A 20,437-nucleotide genomic window follows, 5' to 3' on the forward strand; every position below is an offset into this window, starting at 1 on the left:
GCGAGAGGTGTGAGATAGACATGACGCAGGCGGACCAGAGGATCGTCGACGCTCTCCGCGCGTCGCTGAAGGAGAACGAGCGACTCCGCGAGCACAGCCGCCAGCTCACCGAGGCAGCACACGAGCCGATCGCCATCATCGGCATGGCGTGCCGGTTCCCCGGTGGGGTGACCAGTCCGGAAGGGCTGTGGCGGCTGCTGGTCGACGAGGTCGATCCGATGGGTGGGTTCCCCACCGACCGGGGCTGGGACCTGGACCGGCTCTACGACCCCGACGGCACCCGGCCCAACACGACCTACGTACGGCAGGCCGGGTTCCTCTACGACGCGGGCGACTTCGACGCCGACTGGTTCGGCATCGCCCCCCGCGACGCCCTGCTGATCGACCCCCAGCAGCGGTTGCTGCTGGAAAGCACCTGGGAGGCGTTCGAACGCGCCGGTATCGCCCCGGCGTCGGTACGCGGCAGCCAGACCGGCGTCTTCGCCGGGGTCATGTACCACAACTATCCCGGCAGTTACGGGTCGTCGGGGGTGGTGTCCGGGCGGGTCTCGTACCACTTCGGTTTCGAAGGACCGGCGATCACGCTCGACACCGCCTGCTCGTCGTCCCTGGTGGCGCTCGACCTCGCTGTACAGTCGCTGCGTCGGGGGGAGTGCTCCCTCGCTGTCGCCGGCGGGTCGTCGGTGATGGCCTCCCCGCAGACCTTCGTCGAGTTCAACCTCGAGGACACCCAGTCGCGTGACGGCCGGTGCCGTTCCTTCTCCGACGACGCCGACGGGCCGGCCTGGGCCGAGGGCGTCGGGGTGCTGCTCGTCGAGCGGCTGTCCGATGCGCGCCGCAACGGCCACCGCGTTCTCGCCGTGGTACGCGGCTCCGCGGCCAACTCCGACGGCGCGTCGAACGGGCTGACCGCGCCGAACGGTCCGGCTCAGCAGCGGCTGATCCGGCAGGCGTTGGCCAACGCCCGCATGTCCGCCGACCAGGTCGACGCGGTCGACGGCCACGGTACGGCCACCGAACTGGGCGACCCGATCGAGGTGCAGGCGCTGCTGGCGACGTACGGGCAGGGTCGGGACGCGGATCGTCCGTTGTGGTTGGGGTCGTTGAAGTCGAACATCGGTCACGCGCAGGCGGCGGCGGGTGTGGGTGGTGTGATCAAGATGGTGATGGCGTTGCGGGCGGGGTTGCTGCCCCGGTCGTTGCACGTGTCGGAGCCCTCGTCGCATGTGGACTGGTCGGCGGGTGGGGTGCGGCTGTTGACCATGGCGCGGCCGTGGCCGGGTACCGACGGACCGCGTCGGGCCGGGGTGTCGTCGTTCGGGTTGAGCGGGACGAACGCGCACGTGATCCTGGAGGAGGCGCCGGCGGATCTGGCGGCCGGCCCGGTGCCGGCCGACGGCTCGGTCGAGGATCCACCGGCTGTGCCGTTCCAGCGCAAGCGCTACTGGCTGACCGCCTCCCCGCTGACCGGTGACCCGGTCTCGATGGGGCTCGCCCCCGCCAACCACCCGCTGCTCGGCGCCGCCGTCATGCTCGCGGCCAACGACGGCATGGTGCTCACCGGGCGGCTGTCGGTGGCGAACCAGCCCTGGCTGGCCGACCACCGGGTGGGCGAGACCGTCCTGTTCCCCGGCGCGGGCTTCGTCGAACTCGCCACACACGCCGGGGAACGGGTCGGCTGCGGCCGGATCGCCGACCTCGTCCTGCAGGCCCCGCTGGTGCTGCCGGCCCGGGACGCGCAGCAGATCCAGATCACGCTCGGCGGGCCCGACGACTCCGGAGCCCGGTCGCTGGTCGTGCACAGCAGGACCGACGACGGTACGGACGACAGCCGTTGGACGCCGCACGCGACCGGCACCCTGGTGCCGCGTCGGCCGCCCACCGGTGCCGAGCTGACCTCCTGGCCGCCGGACGGCGCCGAGCCGGTCGACCTGGCCGGCGTCTACGACGAGTTCGCCGAACGTGGACTGGTCTACGGACCGACCTTCCAGGGGCTGCGGAACGCCTGGCGCCGCGACGACGACCTGTACGCCGAGATCAGCGTGCCGGATCAGGCACGGGGCAAGGTGAACCGGTTCGGGCTGCACCCGGCACTACTGGACGCGGCCCTGCAGGCGGTCGGCCGCAGCGGGTTGGCCGGGCAGGAGGCGGCCCTGCCGTTCCAGTGGCGCGACGTCGAGGTGTACGCCGCCGGCGCGGCCAGCGCCCGGATCCGGGTCAGCCGCTCGGCCGACGGCGGCGTGTCGATCCTGCTGGCCGACGGCACGGGTACGCCGGTCGCCTCGGTCGGTTCGCTGGTGCTGCGCCCGGTCGTGGCGGCGGAACTGGCCGCCGCCGACAGTGGGCCGTACCGCGACGCGCTGTTCACCGTCGACTGGACGCCGGTGGCGCTGCCGGCCGGTGCCCCGGTCACCGTCGCCGACCTGGCCGGCGTGACCGCCGGCGCCGAGGTCCCGGCGGTGGTGCTGCACCGTCACGCCGCCGTGTCCGGCGCCGGCGCCGGTACGCCCGAAGCGGTCCGCGCCGGCACCGTGGAGGCGTTCACCGCGCTGCGTACCTGGCTGGCCGAGCCCCGGTTCGCCGGCACCCGGCTGGTGGTGCTGACCCGGCGGGCCGTGGCGCTGCCCGGCGAGGACGTCACCGACCTGGCCGGCTCAGCCGTGTGGGGGCTGATCCGGTCCGCGCAGACCGAGCATCCGGGTCGGATCGTGCTGGTGGACACCGACGCCGAACAGGACGCGGTGACGCTGCTGCCGAAGGTGCTGGCGGCCGGGGAGTCCCAGGTCGTGGTCCGGGACGGGGCGGTACGGGTGGCCCGGCTGCGCAGAGCGGACGCGGCTGCGGCCGACGCGGTACCGGCCGACGTCGCCGCCGGCACGGTGCTGGTCACCGGGGCCACCGGTGGCCTCGGCCGGCTGATCGCCCGGCACCTGGTCACCACGCACGGCGTACGGGACCTGCTGCTGGTCAGCCGGCGCGGTGCGGCCGCCGAAGGCGCCGACGAACTCGTCGAGGAGCTGACCGGGCTGGGCGCCCAGGTCGAGCTGGTCGCCGGCGACGTCGCCGACCGGGACGCGGCAGCGGCGCTTGTCGCCGGACGCCGGCTCACTGCGGTCGTGCACGCCGCCGGGGTGCTGGACAACGGCACGATCGACACGCTGACGCCGCAGCGGATCGACGCCGTGCTGCGGCCGAAGGTCGACGCCGCGTGGCACCTGCACGAGCTGACCGCCGGGATGGACCTGGCCGCGTTCGTGCTGTTCTCCTCCGCCTCCGGCGTGCTCGGCGGGATGGGGCAGGGCAACTACGCCGCCGCGAACACCTTCCTGGACGGGCTGGCCGCCCATCGGCGGGCCAGCGGCCTGGCCGGGGTCTCCCTCGCCTGGGGCATGTGGGGCACCGGCACCGGGATGGCCGGTCACGTCACCGCCGCCGAACTGCCGCAGGTGGCCCGTACCGGGTTCGTCCCGATCAGCGGCGCGGAAGGGCTGGCGCTGTTCGACGCCACCTGGATGTCGCCGGAACCGTTCCTCGCCCCCATCCGGCTCGACCTCACGGTCCTTCGCCGGCAGGGGGACGCGCTGCCGGATCTGTTCCGGGCCCTCGTCCCAGCGCCGCGCCGCGCCGTCGCCGCCCCCGGCGACGCCACCGGCACGTTCAGTCAACGGTTGGCCGCGATGTCGGTCCAGGACCGGGGGAACACCCTGCGGGAGCTGGTTCGCGCGCAGGTGGCGCAGGCGCTCGGGCACAGTGCCCCGGAGAGCATCGAGCTGGACCGGGCGTTCCAGGACCTGGGATTCGACTCCCTCACCGCGGTCGAGCTGCGCAACGGGCTCAGTGTCGCCACCGGGGTCCAGCTGTCGGCGACCCTGGTGTTCGACAACCCGACCCCGATGGCGTTGGTCGACCACCTCGCCGAGGAACTCGTCGGTGACGCGGAGGAACCGTCCGTGGCAGAGCCCGACCAGGCCCCGGTGTCGGCGGACGAACCGATCGCCATCGTCGGCATGAGCTGCCGACTGCCCGGCGCGGTCAGCTCGCCCGAGGACCTGTGGCGGCTGCTGACCGCCGGCGACGACGGGATCTCGTCGTTCCCCACCGATCGGGGCTGGGACATCGAAGGATGGTTCAGCCACGACTCCGGCGCGGGTTCCCGCCAGGGCGGGTTCGTCGCCGACGCCACCCACTTCGACGCCGGCTTCTTCGGCATCAGTGACGACGAGGCGACCGTCATGGACCCGCAGCAGCGGCTGCTGCTGGAGGCTTCGTGGGAGGCGATCGAGCGGGCCGGCATCGATCCGCGTTCGCTGCGCGGCAGCACCACCGGTGTGTTCGCCGGAGTGATGCAGCCCGACTACGACCCCGGCATGTTCGGATCGGTGGAACACGCCGCCGCGTTCCGTGGGGTCGGCCTGTCGCAGAGCATCGTCTCCGGCCGGGTGGCCTACCTGCTGGGCCTGGAGGGCCCGGCGGTGTCGGTGGACACCGCCTGCTCGTCCTCCCTGGTCGCGCTGCACTGGGCTATCCAGGCGCTGCGCCAGGGTGACTGTTCGCTGGCGCTCGCCGGCGGGGTGACGGTGATCTCGACCCCGGCCACCTTCGTCGACTTCGACCAGCAGGGCGGGCTGGCCACCGACGGGCGCTGCAAGTCGTTCTCGGCGGCGGCCGACGGGATCGGCTGGGCCGAGGGCGTCGGTGTGCTCGTGGTGGAGCGGCTCTCCGACGCCCGACGCAACGGCCACCAGGTGCTGGCCGTGGTACGGGGCTCCGCCGTCAACTCCGACGGTGCCTCCAACGGGATGACCGCGCCCAACGGGCCGGCCCAGGAGAAGGTGATCCGGCGGGCGCTGGCGACCGCCGGGCTACGCGCGGACGAGGTCGACGCGGTCGAGGGCTTCGGCGCCGGCACCCGGCTCGGCGATCCGATCGAGGTGCGGGCCCTGCAGGGCACGTACGGGCAGGACCGCGACCGGCCGCTGTGGCTGGGATCGGTCAAGTCGAACATCGGCCACACCCAGTCGGCCTCCGGCGTCGCCGGGGTCGTCAAGATGGTGCTCGCCCTGCGGCACGGCGTGCTGCCGCGGACGCTGCACGCCGACGACCGGTCCCCACACGTGAACTGGGCCGACAGCCAGGTGCGGCTGCTCACCGAGTCGGTGCCCTGGCCGGCGGGCGAGCGTCCGCGCCGGGCCGCGGTGTCGTCCTTCGGGCGCAGCGGCACCAACGCGCACCTGATCCTGGAGGAGGCGGACCCCGCCGTGGCCGGGGCGCAGGCGCACGGTCAGCCGCCCCAACAGGCGCAGCGGCCGGCCGGGCCGATGCTGCCGCTGCTGGTGTCGGCGCGAACCCGGGAGGCGTTGCCGGACCAGGCTGCCGCGCTGGTCGCAGCGCTGCGTGCCGACCCCGACCTCGACCCGGTCGACGTCGGGTACTCCCTGGCGGCCACCCGGGTGCCCTTCGACCACCAGGCCGTTGTCGTCGGCGCCGACCGTGACGACCTGCTGGGGGCCCTGACCGACCTGGCCGCCGCGACGCTGTCGCCACGGGTGGTGACCGGCCACGTCCGGCCGACCGGCGGTACGGCGTACCTGTTCCCGGGTGCCGGGGCGCAGCGAGCCGGGATGGGCCGGCAGCTGTACGCCTCGTTCGGCGCCTTCGCCGCCGCGTTCGACGAGGTCTGCGCCAAGTTCGACCGGCATCTCGACCGGCCGTTGCGGGATCTGGTGTTCGCCGAGGAGGGCACGGTGGCCGCTGGCCTGCTCGACCAGACGAGCTACATGCAGGCCGCACTGTTCACGGTGGAGGTGGCGACGTACCGGCTGCTGGAGTCGTGGGGCCTGCGGCCCGACCACGTCGTCGGGCATTCGGCCGGGGCGCTCGCCGCCGCGCACGTCGCCGGGGTGCTGTCGCTGGCCGACGCGGTGAAGCTCTGCGCGACCGGTGGGGAACTGCTGCAGGAGCTGCCCGCCGGGGCGATGGTGGCGGTGCGGGCCAGCGAGGACGAGGTGCGGCCCGAACTGGACGGGGACGTCGAGATCGCGGCGGTGAACAGCCCTGACTGGGTGGTGGTGTCCGGGCCGGACGACGACGTCACCGAGCTGGCCGAGCGGTGGCGGGCAGCGGGACGGTCGGTCAGCCCGCTGCGGGTGCGCCGGGCGTTCCACTCCTCGGCGGTGGACGATGTCCTGGAGGAGTACTTCGACGTCGCGGACCGGCTCACCTACCACCCGCCGGCCGTCAGCCTGGTCGCGCACGTCGACGGCGAGCTGGTCGGTGCCGACGACCTGGCGACCGCCGAACACTGGGAGCGGCAGCTGCGCGCCGAGGTCCGGTTCGTCGACGACGTACGCCATCTGGCGGAACTGGGCGTGACCCGGTTCGTCGAGGTGGGTCCGGACGGTGGCCTGGCGCAGATGGTGGCGGCCTGCCTGCCCGACGCCGGCCAGGCGGTGGTGCCGACGGTGAGCGCGGACCCGGCGGAGGTCGGCGCGCTGTTCGCGGCGGTGGCCCGGCTGCAGGTGACCGGGCATGCCGTGGACTGGTCGCGGCTGTACGCCGGTCGGGGCGCGCGGCAGGTGGCGCTGCCCCCGTACTCGTTCCATCGGCAGCGGTACTGGGTCGAGATGGACGCGCTGGCGGTCGGCGAGGTGGTCGCCGCCGGGTTGGAGGAGACCGGGCATCCGCTGCTGGGTGCGGCGGTGCCGGTCGCCGGTACGCAGGACCTGGTGCTGACCGGCCGCCTGTCGCGGGCAGCCAGGTCCTGGCTGGACGACCACCGGATCGGGGATGCCACCGTGCTGCCGGCCCCGGCGCTGGTCGAGTTCGCGGTGCATGCCGGGGACCGGGTCGGCTGCAGCCGGATCGCCCGGCTGACGGAGCTGGCTCCGGTGCCGTTGGATCCGGCCACCGCGACGCAGATCCAGGTGGTGGTGCGCGACGCCGGGGCGGGACACGGCGAGCGGGAGTTCGCCGTGTACGCCCGGGCCGAGGACGGTTCCACGGCCTGGTCGCAGTGCGCCGCCGGCCGGCTGGCGGCCGGCCGGGGCGGGCCCTCGCCGCTGACGGTGGACGACGGGCAGTGGCCACCGGCCGGCGCCGAGCCGGTCGACCTGTCCGGCTGGTACGAGGAGCTGGCCGACCGAGGCCTGTCCTACGGGCCGGCGATGCGCGGCCTGCGCCGCGCCTGGCGGGCCGGACAGGACCTGTTCGCCGAGGTCGACCTGCCGAAGAGCGCCGGTACGGGGGCCTTCGCGATCCATCCCGTCCTGCTCGACGCGGCCCTGCACGCCACCGGGCTGGTTGACGGCGCCGATGGCCGGCCGGGGCGGCCGGTCTCCTGGTCCGGGGTCGAGCTGCACGCCACCGGCGCCGTCACGGTCCGGGTGCGGCTGCGCGCCGACGGTCGAAGGCTCTCGCTCGCTATGGTCGACCCGGCGGGCAGTCCCGTGCTCACGGCGGATTCGATCGAGCTGCGGTCGGGGTCCGAGCGCGACCCGTCGGGCTCGGACACCGAGCAGGTCCCGGCCACCTCGGCCGCCGTTCGGCCCGGCGACAACGGTCGGCCGCGTGCGAACGGTGCGCCGGGCCGCCCGGTGGCGGCCGTCGCGGCGACCGGCGACGCGGGGGCCGGCGACGCGGGAGCCGAGACGTGGCGCCGGCTCGCCGCGCTCGGCGGTGAGCAGCGGGAGCCCGCCGTGCGGGACCTGGTCGCCAGCGCGATCGCGGCCGTGGTGAACACGACTCCGGAGACGATCGACTTCGACGGGCACTTCGTCGAGGCCGGATTCACCTCACTGACCGTGACCGAGCTCGGGATCGACCTCGGTACCCGGACCGGTCTCGACCTCAGTGAGGTGATCTTCCAGTACCCGACACCCAACCATCTCACCCGTCACCTGCTCGACGAACTCGCCGCGAACGGCGCCGGTCAGCAACCGGTTCGTGAGGGCGACGAGGGCGGGGAGACGCTGCGCGATCTGTTCCGGGCGGCGGCGCTGGCCGGCCGGCTCGGCGACGGTATCGACGTGCTGAGCGCGGCGGCGCGCCTGCGTCCCACCTTCGACACGCCGGCCGGTGCGGACCAGCGGATCTCCCCGCTGCGCCTGGCGCAGGGCCCGGCCCGGCCCCGGCTGCTGTTCGTGGAGACCCCGATGGCGATGGGCAACCACTACCAGTACAGCCGGCTGGTCGCGCACTTCCAGCAGATCCGTGACGTCGTGTCGCTGCCGGTGCCCGGCTTCACCCGGGGCGCTCCGCTGCCGGCGACCGCCGAGCTGGTGGTCGAGTTGCTCGCCGACGCGGCGCTGAGCGCCGCCGACGGCGAGCCGTTCGTCCTGGTCGGGTACTCGGCCGGTGGCATCCTCGCCCAGGCGACTGCTAGCCACCTCGAACGGATGGGCACCGGCCCGCAGGGCGTCGTGTTGCTCGACACCCAGCCGGTGCAGCGGCCGGGCGACCCCGGCGGCGGCTCCGTCGAGGATGCTTCCGCCGGCGCGGTGATGACCGAGATGGTGCTCGGACTGTTCGAGCTGGAGGCGGCCGCGGGCAAGTTCGACAGCGCCCAGCTCACCGCGATGGCCTGGTACGTCGACCTGCTGCCCGAGTTCGAGCTGGGGGCCACCGGGGCCCCGGTGCTCTACCTGCGCGGGGCCGAGCCGATCGGTGCCGCCGTGCCGGCCACGACGGCCGTGTCGTGGCCGTACGCCGACAGCACCGAGACGGTTCCCGGCAATCATTTCACCATGGTCGATGCGGAGGCGGCGACCACGTCGAAGGCGATCGAGCAGTGGCTGGCGGCAACAGCCGAGCAGCGTGTTCCCGAGCCGACCGTGAAGGGCTGAGGTGTGACGTGTACGAATCCGAGGACGCCGAGATCTACGACCTGATTCACCAGGGGCGGGGCAAGGACTACGCCGCTGAGGCCGCCGAGGTCACCCGACTCGTGCTGGCCGACAAGCCGGACGCGGCCTCACTGCTGGACGTCGCCTGCGGCACCGGCGAGCATCTGCAGCACCTCTCGGCGTCCTTCCCGCACGTCGAGGGGGTCGACATATCCGCCGACATGCTGCTGAGCGCCAAGGCGCGGCTGCCGCTGGTGCCGTTGCACCAGAGCGACATGCGCTCCTTCGCCCTGGGACGTCGTTTCGACGCGGTGACCTGTCTGTTCAGCTCGATCGGTCACATGCGTACGACCGCCGAGCTCACCGCCGCGCTGCGCTGCTTCGCCGAGCACACCGTGCCCGGCGGCGTCGCGGTGGTGGACCCGTGGTGGTTCCCCGACACGTTCCTGCCCGGGTACGTCGCCAGCGACGTGGTCCGGGCGGACGGGCGCACCATCGCCCGGGTCTCCCACGCGTCGCAGGAGGGCAACGCAACCCGGATGGACGTGCAGTACCTGATCGCCGACGCGGACTCGGGCATCCGCCACCTCGCGGAAAGCACTCTGATCACCTTGTTCACCCGCGAGGAGTACGAGGCCGCGTTCCGGGCCGCCGGGTTCACGCCGACCTATCTGGACCAGGGGCCGGGTGCCAGGGGTCTGTTCGTCGCGGTCCGGCAGGGGCGGCCGGAGCAGGCGTCGGCGGGTACCTGACCGGTACGTGGCACCGGGCGGGCGGTGGAACCGGACGGTCCCACCGCCCGCCCGGACAGCACGGTGCGCCCGGCACCGGACCAGCCGCCGGTCAGACCAGTCGTCGGTCTCAGGTTAGCCGTCGGGTGATCAGTTCGAGCACGGTGGCCGCGTGTTCATTGAGGTAGAAGTGGCCGCCCGGGAAGACCCGTAGCTCGAAGGCGCCGGTGGTGTGGTCCCGCCATGCCTCGGCCTCCGTGACGGTCACCTCGGTGTCCTGGTCACCGACCAGGGCGAGTACCGGGCTGCGCAGCGGCGGCCCGGGCCGGTGCCGGTAGGACTCGACCGCACGGTAGTCGCAGCGGGTCGCCGGCAGGATCATGTTGAGCATGTCCACGTCGTCCAGCAGCTCGCTGCCGGTACCGCTGAGCCGGGCCAGTTCCGCGCGCAAGCCGTGGTCGTCGAGACGGTGCACACTGGTCTCCCGATGCCGCGACGGCGCGCGTCGACCGGAGGCGATCAGCGCGGCCGGTGTGGTGCCGTCGCGTTCCAACCGGCGCGCGACCTCGTAGCCGACCATCGCGCCCATGCTGTGCCCGAACAGGGCCAGGGGCCGGTCGCGCCAGTCGGCCAGCTCCGCGGTGACCAGATCGGCGAGTCGTTCGATGTCGTCGATGCCGGGCTCGTGCCGCCGGTCCTGGCGTCCCGGATACTGGATGGCCAGCACGTCCACCGAGGCTGGTACGCCTCGGGCGACCGGCAGGTAGTACGAAGCCGACCCTCCCGCGTGCGGGAAGCACACCAGTCGGGTGGCGGCGTCCGGCTTCGGCCGGAACCGGCGGACCCACGAGGTCGTGGCCGAGGTCAAGGGGACTCCGATCGCCGTACCAGCAAATGGTGTGACCATGACAGGCCGGCGGCGGGGGTGGCAACCCGTGCTCACCCCTAGCGGCGGTGCGGGGCTGATCTGGGGTTGTCCGGCGTTCTGGCCGCTGGCACCGTCGGAACCGACACCGTGGGTCCCGGCACCGGCCGGATCCGATGCGGTACGGGGCGGACACGGTGAGGTCGGCGAGGTGTGAACATGGCAGTGGCTGCGCACGACAAGGGACTCGTGCCGTTCGGGGAGTACCAGACGTGGTACCGGGTGACCAGACCGGCCGGCGCGGGCCGGCCGGCGCTGGTCGTGGTGCACGGCGGTCCGGGCAGCACCCACGACTACCTGCTGAACCTGGCCGGGCTGGCCGAACACGGCTGGCCGGTGGTGCACTACGACCAGATCGGCAACGGCGGCTCCACCCGCCTGCCCGACCGGGGCGCCGACTTCTGGACCGTCGAGCTGTTCCTCGCCGAGCTGGACAACCTGCTGCGCTCGCTCGGTGTCGCCGACGACTACGTGTTGTTCGGCCATTCGTGGGGTGGCCCGCTGGTGGCCCGGCACGCGGCGACCCGTCCGGCCGGGCTGCGCGGCCTGGTCGTCGCCAACGCGCCGGCTTCGTATCCACTGTGGCTGCAGGAGGCGCGACGGCTGCGCCAGGCGTTGCCGGCCGGGGTGAACGAGACCCTGCTCCGCCACGAGCAGGCGGGGACCACCGACAGCCAGGAGTACTTCACCGCCATGCGGGTGTTCTACGACCGGCACGTCTGCCGGGTCACGCCGTGGCCACGGGACTATCTGGCGTCGTTCATGGAGATCGCGAACGACCCGACGGTGTACCTGACCATGAACGGCCCGAGCGAGTTCCACGTCATCGGTACGCTGCGGGACTGGTCCGTCGTCGACTGCCTGGCCGACATCCGGGTGCCCACCCTGGTGCTGTCCGGCCGGCACGACGAGGCGACCCCGGCGACGTTGCAGCCGTACCTGGACCGGGTGCCCGGTGCCCGGTGGGTGGTCTTCGAGGAGTCCAGTCACCTGCCGCACCTGGAGGAGCCGGAGCGCTTCGCCGAGGTGCTGCTGGAGTTCCTCACCGAACTGAAGGGGGAGGGCACGCATGGCTGAGGGGCGTACCGCGCTGGTGTTCCCGGGCATGGGACCCACCGGCTTCGCCGAGGTCGGCCGGTTCATGCTGGCCAACCCGTACGCGCGGGAGCTGACCGCGACCGCCGACGAGGTCCTCGGATACCCGTTGCTGGAGCGCTACCGCACCGGCGGCGACTACTCGGAGGCCGCGCAGGTGGCCTTCTTTGTCAACTGCCTGGCGCTGGCCCGCTGGAGCGAGCAGGGCGGGACGGTGCCGGACTTCTGCGTCGGGCCGAGCTTCGGTGAGAAGCCGCTGATCGCCTACGTCGGCGCGTTGCCGGTACCGCAGGCCATCTGGCTTACCGCGCAGCTGGCCCGTCGGATGGAGGAGTACTTCGCCACCGAGCACCGTGACGTGGTGACACACTCGTTCACCCGTACACCGGAGCCGCTGCTGCGGGAGGTGCTCGACGAGCTCGCCGGGCAAGGGGAGTGGCACGAGATCTCCTGCTACGTGGATCATGACTTCCACATGCTGTCGCTGCGGGAACACATGCTCGACTGGCTGGCGGCGAGGCTGCGGTCGGCGGGCGGACTCCCGCTCTACACGATGCGTCCGCCGATGCACTGCGCCGCCTTCGCGCCGTTGCGCGACATCGTGGCGCGGGAGGTGCTCGACGGGCTTGAGTTCGCCGACCCGGCGGTGCCGGTCGTCGCCGATCAGGACGGCACGCTGGTCACCACCGGAGCGGGGGTGCGCCAGATGCTGCTGGACAGCTTCGTCCGGCCGCTGCGTTGGCCCGACGTGGTCGCATCGCTTCGTACGCGGGGCGTGCGTGAGGTGCGCGTCTGCGGGCCCGACCGGTTGTTCGGCCGGGTGCGGGCGACCACTGCGGCGTTCGAGGTGGTCGCTGTCACGCCCCGGCTTGCCCTGCAGCCGAGACGGTCCACCGCGGCGGTCTGAAACGGCCGGGCCGGCGGTCACCGGTGACCGGGGCGGAGAACCGTCGGCGCTTCGCCGGATCCCGGCCGGATCCGGTGCGGACCGCAACCCGGATCCGGCCGGACCTGGCAGCTCAGGCGGCCTGCATCCGGACCGCCGACAGCGTCGTCCAGAGCACCTCCGGGGTAGCGAACGACTCCATCGCCAACGCCTCGTCGGTGAACCGCACCGTGTACGCCGACTCGATCGCGGCGAGCAGTTCGACGGTCCCGAGTGAATCGAGACCGAAATCACGCAGCGAGCTTTCCGGCGACAGCTTCTCGTCGTCGCCGATGAATGGCAGGTGTTGGCGGAGCAGTGTCTCGAACTGGTCGTCCCACATGATGGCGACTCCGATTGAAGAAATCCTGCTGGTCTGATTGATCCTACCATTTCGCATCGACGATGCGAGCTGAAAAGATGGGGGTAAAAAATGGACGAAGCTGCCATTGGCGTCTTGTCGGCACGATTCATGCGAGGGCTGGAGACCGCCCCGGACCAGCCGGCGATCCGGATCAATTCCGACACGCTCAGTTATGCCGAGGCGCACCGGACGGCACTGCGCTGGGCGGCGGTGCTGACCGAGCACGCCGGGGGGCGACCCGCTCCGGTCGGGGTCCTGGCGGCGGGCAGCATTCCGGCGTACGTCGGGATCCTCGCCGCCCTGTACGCCGGCGCCACGGTCGTTCCGCTGCATCCCGACTTCCCGCCGGCCCGTACCCGGGCCATGCTCGACGCCGCCGGCGTCACCGTCGTGGTGACCGACGAGCCGGCGGTGGCCGGCCTGCCCGCGTCGCTACCGGCCGGTCGGGACGTCGCGGTCCTGGTCGCCGGGCAGGACCCGCAGCCCCGGTCGCCGCTGCGGATGCTGCCCGGCCGGTCCGGGCGGCCGCTGCCCGCGCCGCGACCGGTGCTGCCCGGCGACGCCGCGTACATGCTGTTCACCTCCGGGTCGACCGGGCGACCGAAGGGGGTGCCGATCACCCATGCCAGTCTGGCCCACTACTTCCGCCTGCTGGACCAGCGCTACGACTTCGACAGCGCCGACGTGTTCTCGCAGACGTTCGACCTGAACTTCGACTGCGCCATGTTCGACCTGTTCTGCGCCTGGGGAGCCGGAGCACAGCTGCTGCGGGTACCCGGGCAGGCCTACCGGGACCTGCCCGGCTTCCTCGCCGCTCACCAGGTGTCCGTCTGGTTCTCCACCCCCAGCAGCATCGGGCTGGTTCGTCGCCTGGGCGGCCTCGGCGCGGGCTCGCTGCCGACGCTGCGGCGCAGCTTCTTCGCCGGTGAGGCACTGCGCTGCCGGGACGCGGCACACTGGCAGGACGCGGCGGTCAACTCCACCGTGGAGAATCTGTACGGGCCGACCGAACTGACCATCACCGTCACCCGGCACCGCTACGGGGCCGGGTCGCATCAGCTGGCCGTCAACGGTGTCGTGCCGATCGGGCCACTGCACGACGGGCACCAGCAGTTGCTGGTGGACGAGGCCGGACAGCCGGTTGCCGACGAGGGGGAGCTGTGGGTGAGCGGGCCGCAACTGGCTCCCGGCTACCTCGATCCGGCCGACGGCGACGGACGCTTCGTCGTCCGCGACGGGCGGACCTGGTACCGCACCGGCGACCGGGTACGCCGCACCTCCGGCGGCGAACTGCTCTACCTCGGTCGACTCGACGCCCAGGTGCAGGTGCACGGGTGGCGGGTCGAACTCGCCGAGATCGAACACGCGGTACGCGGCTGCGTCGGCGTCGACGACGCGGCCGTCCTCGACGTCACGGTGGACGACACGACCGAGCTGGTCGTGTTCTACACCGGGCGACCGGCCGCGGTGGTCGAACTGACCCGGCAGCTGCGGCAGAGCCTGCCGCAGCGACTGGTGCCCCGGAGCTACGAACACCGCGACGAGCTGCCGCTGAATGCCAACCGCAAGGTGGACCGACCGGCGCTCCGGGCCCGGGCGAGGGAAATGGTGACCGGATTCCCCAAGCTGGCACCCGCCTGAGTAGGGGCTGGTAGGGGATCCCGAAGTCGTCCACCGGGGGTTATCTTTCTGTCGGCTGATCCCGGTCGGCGGATCCGATCGGCTGATTCGGTCCGGGTGCTGGACAGCAATTCCGCGACGGCGCCTCCAGTCTTTTCCAGGCGGCAGGAGTGCGGTTTTGGACGACGATCTGGTTCACTCGTTGCTGGACGTGGCCGAGGCGGTCGCCCCGACCCGGCCCGCCGTACGCGACGCGGTCGGTGCCTGGACCTACGCCGAGCTGCACGAGCACAGCCACGCGGTCGACGCCTGGCTGCACGACCGGGGGGTGGGCCCCGGTGACCGGGTGCTGGTGCAGGCCCAGACCACCCGCGAGCTGGTCGCGATGTTCTTCGGGGTCTCCCGGCGCGGCGCGACCTTCGTTCCGATCAATCCCGCGACGAAGGCGTTCCACCTCGCGGCGGTGGTCGCCAACGCCGAACCCCGCCTGGTGGTCGCCGACCGGGCCAACGCCGAGACGCTGCGCTCGCTCACCCGGCTGCCGGTGCACGAGACCGGGACGGTGTGGCCACAGGTGCACGCAGGTGCCGGGCGACGGCTCACCCGTACGGCGACGCCGGCGGCCACCGACGCGGCCGCCCTGATCTACACCTCCGGCAGCACCGCCGCGCCCAAGGCAGTCGTCACCCCGCATGCCCAGACCACGTTCGCCGTACGGGCGTTGCGCGACGCGCTCGGCTACCGCCCGGACGACGTGGTGTTCTGCCGCTTCCCGATGTCCTGGGACTACGGGCTGCACAAGGTGCTGATGACCTGTGCGGCGCAGGCCGAGGTGGTGCTCGCCGGCACCGAGTCGGACCTGGCGTTGCTCGACCGGATGCGGCAGACCGCCACGACCGTGGTTCCGGTGGTGCCGTCACTCGCCGCCATGATCGTCACGCTGGCCCGGCGCGCCGCCGGACCGCTGCCGCCGGTGCGGATGTTCACCAACACCGGCGCCGCGCTGCCGCAGCCGACGATCGAGCAGCTCCGCGCGGCCTTCCCCGGTGCCCGGGTGGTCCGCCAGTTCGGCCAGACCGAGTGCAAGCGCATCTCGGTGATGCCCCCGGAACAGGACCGGGAACGCCCCGACTCGGTGGGGCGCCCGCTCGCCGGCACCGAGGTGCTGATCCTCGACCCGGACGGGCGGAGCGTGCCGCCCGGTGAGACCGGCGAGATCGTGGTCACCGGCCCGCACGTCATGGCCGGCTACTGGCGGTCGCCGGAGCAGACTGCCCGGACGTTCCGGCCGGACCCGCGCACTGGGCAAATCCGGCTGCACACCGGCGACTACGGCCGTCTCGACGAGGACGGCTACCTCTACTTCGCCGGCCGGCGCGACGAGATGTTCAAGCGCAAGGGGATTCGGATGAGCACAGTGGAGATCGAAGCCGCCGCGATGGACGTTCCGGGCGTGCGGGCGGCCGTCGCGGTGCCGCCCACCCCGCACCGCGACCTCGCCCTCTGCGTGGTCTCCGATCTGGCCCCGCACGTGGTGCTCCGGGAACTGGCCCGGCGGCTGGAGCCGGCGAAGGTGCCGGCGACCTGCCGGGTGCTCGACGAACTGCCGCTGAACCACCACGGCAAGAACGAGAGAGGGAAGCTCGCCATGATCCTGGACGAGGCGCTGTCGTGAGCACGGCCACCTGGTACGTGGAACTTGCCGAGCGGTACGGCACCCCGCTGTACCTCTACGACCTGGACCGGATCGAGTCCGCCCGGCGGGACCTGCTGGCCAGCCTGCCCGAACCGATCGAGCTGTTCTACGCGGTCAAGGCCAACCCGCACCCGCAGGTGGCCGCAGCGGTCGCCGCGGACCGGGTCCGCGCGGAGATCAGCTCCACCGGCGAGCTGGCGGTCGCCCTCGCCGCCGGCTTCAACGCCGGGCACTGCCTCTACACCGGACCGGGCAAGACCACCGGTGAGCTGACCGAGGCTATCGGCCGGGGCGTGCGGACGTTCTCGGTGGAATCTCCCGGCGACCTCCGGCGCATCGGTACGGTGGCCAGCCGGCACGGCGTGGTCGCCCGGTGCCTGCTACGCATCAACAGCGTCACCGCGCGGGCGTCGACGAGTATCCGGATGACCGGGGCGCCGTCGCAGTTCGGTATCGACAGCGAGACCCTGCCCGACCTGCTGCCCGAGCTGCGCGAGGTGGCCGGCACCGACATCGTCGGTGCCCACTTCTTCCCGCTGAGCAACGCCCGTGACGAGGCGAGCCTGATCAGCGAGTTCCAGCACACCGTCACCCTCGCGGCGCAACTGCACGACGAACTCGGCCTGCCGGTGCGGCTGCTGGACATCGGTGGCGGCTTCGCCGCGCCGTACGCGGTGCCGGGCAGCCGCCCGAGGTACGACAAGGTGCGCGTCGAGCTGGAGAACGCGCTCGATGCCAGCTTCGCCGGCTGGCGCCACGGTACGCCGGGCGTCGCCTGCGAGTCCGGGCGCTACCTCGTCGGGGACAGTGGCACCCTGCTCTGCTCGGTGGTCAACCTCAAGACGAGCCGGGGCCGGCGGTTCGTGATCCTCGACGGCGGAATCAACACCTTCGGCGGCATGTCCGGGCTGGGCCGGCTGCTACCGGTGGCGGTCCAGCTCGACGAGGACGCCCCGGCCGGTACCGCGAGTCTGGTCGGGCCGCTGTGCACCCCGGGCGACGTGCTCGGCCGCGACGTCGACGTGCCGGAGCTCGCCCCCGGCGACGTGGTGGCGATCCCGAACGCGGGTGCGTACGGGCCGACAGCCAGCCTGCTGGCCTTCCTGGGCCGACCGGCCCCGGTCGAGGTGGTCGTCCGGGGCCGCCGGGTCGTTTCCGTGTCGCGCCTGGAATACCACCGTGACCACGGCCCGTGGACATGAACCCGGCCGGCCGGGTACGCCAGGCCACCCGGCCCGGACCTCCGACGGTGCTCGTCAGCGGGCTCTCCTCGGACGCGCACACCTGGAATCTGGTCTTCCTGGAGCTGCTGCTCGCCGAGCTCGGGTACCGGGTGACCAACCTCGGGGCGTGCGTGCCCGACGAACTTCTCGTCCGCGAGTGCCTGGACCGGGCACCCGAGCTGCTCGTGCTGAGCAGCGTCAACGGGCACGGCCACCTCGACGGGGCGCGGGTGGTCCGCCGGCTGCGCGGTCTGCCGTCACTGGCGGGCCTGCCGATCGTGATCGGCGGCAAGCTCGGGGTGGCCGGCGGGCTGACCGCCGCGCAGCGCGACGAGCTGGTCCGGGCCGGCTGCGACGGGGTGTTCGAGGAGAACGCCGAGACCGTCACCGCGTTCCGCCGGTTCCTCGACACGCTGCCCGTCCGGGCGATCCGGTGACCTCGACCGGTTCACCGGTGACGCCGGTGACCACGACCGGTCCACCGGTCGCGGCGACGGCCGGCGACCGGGTCCGGATCGGCCTCGGCGAGTTCGTCCGCGCCGCGTGGGCCGCCGGGAACCTGGTGGTGCAGCCGAGGATGGGCTTCGGTAGCCCGGAGTCGATGCGCAGCGGGTTGCGGGCCACCAAGGCCGTGCCGGCGACCACCGTGGGCACGATCACCCTGGACAGTTACACCCGGGTCGGTGACCTCGCCGCCGCCGAGCGGGCCGTCCTCGCCGGCGCGGATCTCAACGGCTACCCCATCGTCAGTCATCCGGTGCACGTGACCCGGGCCGTTCTCGACGGGGTACGCGACAGCGGGTTCCCGGTCCAGCTGCGCCACGGCTCGGCGACTCCGCAGCACATCTTCGCCGCGCTGATCGCCGCCGGCCTGGACGCCACCGAAGGCGGACCGGTCTCATACTGTCTGCCGTACGGACGGGTGCCGCTGGAAGAGTCCGTGCGTAGTTGGGCACAGTGCTGTGAGTTCTTCGCCCACCTGCGCGAGCACGCGCCGGTCGAGCCCAACCTGGAGACGTTCGGCGGTTGCATGCTCGGTCAGCTGTGCCCACCCAGCCAACTGGTGGCGCTCAGCGTGCTGGAGGCGATGTTCTTCCGCCAGTACGGGGTACGCAGCGTGGCGGTCAGCTACGCCCAGCAGACGAACCCGCGCCAGGACGAGGAGGCAATCTTCGCGTTGCGCCGGCTCTGCGCCGAGCTGCTCGACGACATCGACTGGCACGTGGTCGTCTACACGTACATGGGGGTGTACCCGACCACGCCGTGGGGTGCGCGGCGGCTGCTCGCCGAAGCCGTGGCGCTGGCCCGGGCCACCGGGTCCGAGCGGCTGATCGTCAAGACGGTCGTGGAGTCGCAGCGGATCCCGACCATCGCCGAGAACGTCGACGCGCTCGAATTCGCCGGTGCCGCCGCCCGCACCCGACCCGCACCGCGGCCGGGTGTCGACCCGGCCGCCGACTCGCAGACCTACCAGGAGGCGCGCGCCATGGTGGAGGCGATCAGCGACCTCGACGGCGACCTCGGTCGTGCGTTGCTGCACAGCTTCAAACGCGGCTACCTGGACATCCCGTACTGCCTGCATCCGGACAACCTCGGCCGGACCCGCAGCTACCTGGACGTGGACGGGGCCCTGAGGTGGGCGGACACCGGGCTGCTTCCGATCGGTCATCTGGTGCCACGCCGGCAGCGGCGGCAGGTGAGCTCGGCCGGGCTGCTGGACGCGCTCGGCTACGTGCGACGCAAGTACGACACGGCAGGAAGTGAGTTGCGATGACGGCAGTCGACCGGCAGGTCCGCCGGTATCCGTTCCCGATGCAGCGCACCGAGGTGTCGCCGATGTACGCGACACTGCGCCGCAGCGAACCCGTCAGCCGGGTGCAGCTGCCCTACGGTGAGCCGGCCTGGTTGGCCACCCGGCACCGGGACGTCAGGACCGTACTGTCCGATCCGCGGTTCAGCCGTGCCGTCGCACAGGGCCTCGACCAGCCACGGATGCGGGTCGAGAACATGAACGACGGCATCATGGGGATGGACCCGCCGGACCACACGCGACTGCGCCGGCTGGCGATGAAGGCGTTCACCGCCCGGCGGGTCGAGAAGATGCGCGTCACTGTCGAGCGGATCACCACCGAGCTGCTGGACGCGATGGTGGCCGGCGGCCAGCCGGCCGACCTGGTGACGCACTTCGCGCGGCCGTTGCCGGTGACCGTCATCTGCGGGTTGCTCGGGGTGCCCTTCGAGGACTATCCGAAGTTCACCCGTTGGACCGAGGCGTTCACCAACGACGAGTCGGCGTCGACCGGTGTTCTCGCCACGGTCGGCCCGGAGATGGACGCCTACTTCGCCGAGCTGGTCGCCCAGCGTCGTCGGCGGCCTACCGACGACCTGCTGGGCGCCCTGGTCCGGGCCCGCGACGACGGTGACAAGCTGACCGAGACCGAGCTGATCGACCTGGCCGGTGCCGGCCTGCTCACCGCCGGCACCGAGACGGTCTCCTGCGGACTGCCGAGCTTCGTCTACACGCTGCTGCGGCATCCGCAGGCGCTGGCGCGGCTGCGCGCCGAGCCGGACCTGATGCCGTCGGCGGTCGAGGAGCTGCTGCGGTTCGTGCCGATCAACACGGCGGCGATGTTCGCCCGCTACGCGCTGGAGGACGTGGAGCTGTCCGGTGTCACGGTACGCGCCGGTGAACCCGTCCTGCCGTCGTTGGCGGCGGCCAACCGTGACCCGGACGTGTTCACGGATCCGGACCGCCTCGACCTGACCCGGGCGACGAACCCGCACGTGACATTCGGCTACGGGCCACATCTGTGCATCGGGGCGCAACTGGCCCGGTTGGAGTTGCAGGTCGCCCTGCGTGCCCTGCTCGACCGGTTCCCACGACTCGACGTCACCGACGATCTGGAGTGGAAGTTCGGCGTGATCGTACGCGGTCCGGCCACTCTGCCGATCACCTGGTGAGGGGTCGCTAGGGGTCCTGCGGTGGACTGCCCGTCACTAGCATCGAGCCAAGTCCTC

12 protein-coding genes are annotated in these 20,437 nt (G+C 72.3%); 10 read left to right on the top strand and 2 right to left on the bottom strand.

Annotated elements, in window-relative coordinates; genetic code table 11:
* The first annotated feature begins 20 nt into the window (after positions 1 to 20).
* Both O7610_RS30120 and O7610_RS30125 read left to right on the top strand, forming a co-directional pair.
* A complete protein-coding gene (locus O7610_RS30120) occupies positions 21 to 8,840 on the top strand; it encodes a type I polyketide synthase (protein ID WP_281553686.1) in 8,820 nt (2,939 codons plus the stop codon).
* A gap of 8 nt (positions 8,841 to 8,848) precedes the next feature.
* Complete coding sequence (locus tag O7610_RS30125; RefSeq protein ID WP_281553687.1) at positions 8,849 to 9,592, top strand: class I SAM-dependent methyltransferase; 744 nt, start codon at positions 8,849 to 8,851, stop codon at positions 9,590 to 9,592.
* Between the two features lie 109 nt (positions 9,593 to 9,701).
* Here O7610_RS30125 and O7610_RS30130 read toward each other — a convergent pair whose 3' ends face one another.
* Entirely contained in the window at positions 9,702 to 10,439 is a 738-nt protein-coding gene (locus tag O7610_RS30130) for a thioesterase II family protein (protein ID WP_281553688.1), read from the bottom strand.
* 216 nt (positions 10,440 to 10,655) lie between these two features.
* Here O7610_RS30130 and O7610_RS30135 point away from each other — a divergent pair, with 216 nt between their 5' ends.
* Both O7610_RS30135 and O7610_RS30140 read left to right on the top strand, forming a co-directional pair.
* On the top strand, positions 10,656 to 11,573 hold the full coding sequence (locus tag O7610_RS30135; RefSeq protein ID WP_281553689.1) for a proline iminopeptidase-family hydrolase: 918 nt from the start codon (positions 10,656 to 10,658) through the stop codon (positions 11,571 to 11,573).
* Complete coding sequence (locus O7610_RS30140; RefSeq protein ID WP_281553690.1) at positions 11,566 to 12,498, top strand: ACP S-malonyltransferase; 933 nt, start codon at positions 11,566 to 11,568, stop codon at positions 12,496 to 12,498. The genes O7610_RS30135 and O7610_RS30140 overlap by 8 nt, the downstream gene beginning before the upstream one ends.
* Before the next feature lie 112 nt (positions 12,499 to 12,610).
* Here the strand turns inward: O7610_RS30140 and O7610_RS30145 are convergent, their stop codons facing one another.
* On the bottom strand, positions 12,611 to 12,859 hold the full coding sequence (locus tag O7610_RS30145; protein WP_281553691.1) for an acyl carrier protein: 249 nt from the start codon (positions 12,857 to 12,859) through the stop codon (positions 12,611 to 12,613).
* A 114-nt stretch (positions 12,860 to 12,973) separates the two neighbouring features.
* Here O7610_RS30145 and O7610_RS30150 point away from each other — a divergent pair, with 114 nt between their 5' ends.
* The 6 genes from O7610_RS30150 (at position 12,974) to O7610_RS30175 (ending at position 20,380) form a co-directional block, all read left to right on the top strand.
* The gene (locus O7610_RS30150) at positions 12,974 to 14,521 is read left to right on the top strand and encodes an AMP-binding protein (protein ID WP_348650101.1); all 1,548 of its coding nucleotides are present in this window, start codon (positions 12,974 to 12,976) and stop codon (positions 14,519 to 14,521) included.
* Positions 14,522 to 14,678: 157 nt separating this feature from the next.
* On the top strand, positions 14,679 to 16,175 hold the full coding sequence (locus tag O7610_RS30155; RefSeq protein ID WP_281553693.1) for an AMP-binding protein: 1,497 nt from the start codon (positions 14,679 to 14,681) through the stop codon (positions 16,173 to 16,175).
* Positions 16,172 to 17,398, top strand: a complete 1,227-nt coding sequence (locus tag O7610_RS30160) for a type III PLP-dependent enzyme domain-containing protein (RefSeq protein WP_281553694.1) — start codon at positions 16,172 to 16,174, stop codon at positions 17,396 to 17,398. The genes O7610_RS30155 and O7610_RS30160 overlap by 4 nt, the downstream gene beginning before the upstream one ends.
* Positions 17,395 to 17,856: a cobalamin B12-binding domain-containing protein gene (locus O7610_RS30165; protein ID WP_289213715.1), complete on the top strand. Its 462-nt coding sequence runs from the start codon at positions 17,395 to 17,397 to the stop codon at positions 17,854 to 17,856. The genes O7610_RS30160 and O7610_RS30165 overlap by 4 nt, the downstream gene beginning before the upstream one ends.
* A gap of 77 nt (positions 17,857 to 17,933) precedes the next feature.
* Positions 17,934 to 19,193 carry a methylaspartate mutase gene (locus O7610_RS30170; protein ID WP_289213716.1) on the top strand — a complete coding sequence of 420 codons (1,260 nt, stop codon included), beginning with the start codon at positions 17,934 to 17,936 and terminating at the stop codon, positions 19,191 to 19,193.
* A complete protein-coding gene (locus O7610_RS30175; RefSeq protein ID WP_281553695.1) occupies positions 19,190 to 20,380 on the top strand; it encodes a cytochrome P450 in 1,191 nt (396 codons plus the stop codon). Before O7610_RS30170 ends, O7610_RS30175 begins: the two co-directional genes overlap by 4 nt.
* Positions 20,381 to 20,437 lie beyond the last annotated feature (57 nt).

The sequence above is a fragment of the Solwaraspora sp. WMMA2065 genome, from assembly GCF_030345075.1.
Classification (GTDB): domain Bacteria; phylum Actinomycetota; class Actinomycetes; order Mycobacteriales; family Micromonosporaceae; genus Micromonospora_E.